Genomic DNA, 1389 nt, shown 5'->3' with positions numbered 1-1389 from the left:
CCGGGCGCCGGAGAGGCGAGCATGGGCAGCACCCTGGTGGCGGTGCGCCTGGCGGGCGACGGGTTCGAGCTGGCCTGGGTCGGCGACAGCCGCGCCTATCGCATCGGCGCCGAGCGCATCGAGCAGCTCAGCCACGATCACAGCTGGGTGCAGGCCATGGTCGACGCCGGCCAGATGAGCGCCGAGGAGGCGCGCCAGCACCCGCGGCGCAACCTGATCCTGCAGTGCCTGGGCCAAGGCGAGCAGGCGCCGGAGGTGGGCCTGCTGCACGCCCGGCTGGCGCCCGACGAACTGCTGCTGCTGTGCAGCGACGGCCTCACCGGCGAGCTGGACGACGCGGCGATCCAGCGCTGCTGCGCCGAGGCCGAGACCCTGGAGGCGATGGTCGAGCAACTGGTGGGGCTGGCCAATAGCCATGGCGGCAGGGACAATATCAGCTGCATCGTCCTGGGCCTCGCCCCGGCTGCCGAACCGCGCGAGGCGCCGCCCCGCGGCCTGCTGCGCAAACTGTTCAAACCCCGTCAATCCTGAGCGTCAGTCCAGCCGCATGAGTCAGCCTCCGATCACCGTACCCGGTTACAGCATCCACGGTCGCCTGGGCAAGGGCGGCATGGCCGAAGTCTACCTGGCCACCGAGCAGGCGCTGCAGCGCCAGGTGGCGCTCAAGGTGCTGCTGCACCGCGAGGACCAGGCCTTCACCCAGCGCTTCATCCAGGAAGGCCATATCGTCGCCTCCCTGCAGCATCCGTCGATCATCACCATCTACCGCATCGACCAGCTGGCCGACGGTCGTCACTTTCTCGCCATGGAATACCTGGCCGGCGGCGACCTGGCCCAGTACAAGGGCCAGCGCCTGGAGCCGGCGCGCGCCCTGCGCATCGTCCGGCAGATCGCCAGCGCCCTGGCGCTGGTGCACGACCGCGGCCTGGTGCACCGCGATATCAAGCCCGGCAACATCCTGTTTCGCGACGACGGCACCGCGGTGCTCACCGACTTCGGCGTGGCCAAGCAGCTGCAGCTGGACAGCGAGCTGACCCAGTCCGGCATCGCCGTCGGCAGCCCGGCCTACAGCAGCCCGGAACAGGCGCAGTGCCAGGCGCTGGATGCGCGCAGCGACATCTACAGCCTCGGCGTGATCCTGCTGGAGATGCTGACCGGGCATAACCCCTTTCGCGGCGCCAACTACACCCAGACCCTGATGAACCAGCTGCAGCTGCAACCGCCGCCCCTGCCCGAGCCGCTGGGCGAGTGGCAGTGGCTGCTCGAGCGCATGCTGGCCAAGGACCCGGAGGATCGCTTCGCCGATTGCCACGTGCTGCTGGCCAGCCTCGACGAACTGCAGGACGCCGAGCAGGATCACACCCGCCTGAGCCCGGCGCTCGGGCCGGC

At 70.0% G+C, this 1389-nt stretch carries 2 protein-coding genes; both read left to right on the top strand.

Features of this window, described 5'->3' with window-relative positions; translation table 11 throughout:
* On the top strand, positions 1–531 hold a 531-nt coding region (locus N878_RS20540), incomplete at its 5' end, for a PP2C family serine/threonine-protein phosphatase (protein WP_036988426.1).
* A 16-nt stretch (positions 532–547) separates the two neighbouring features.
* On the top strand, positions 548–1389 hold an 842-nt coding region (locus N878_RS20535), incomplete at its 3' end, for a serine/threonine-protein kinase (RefSeq protein WP_021445414.1).

Source organism: Pseudomonas sp. EGD-AK9 (assembly GCF_000465935.2).
In the GTDB taxonomy this organism is placed as follows: Bacteria; Pseudomonadota; Gammaproteobacteria; order Pseudomonadales; family Pseudomonadaceae; genus Aquipseudomonas.
The sequence above is the reverse complement of the archived record's forward strand: the minus strand, read 5'-3'. Positions and strand labels throughout refer to the sequence as shown.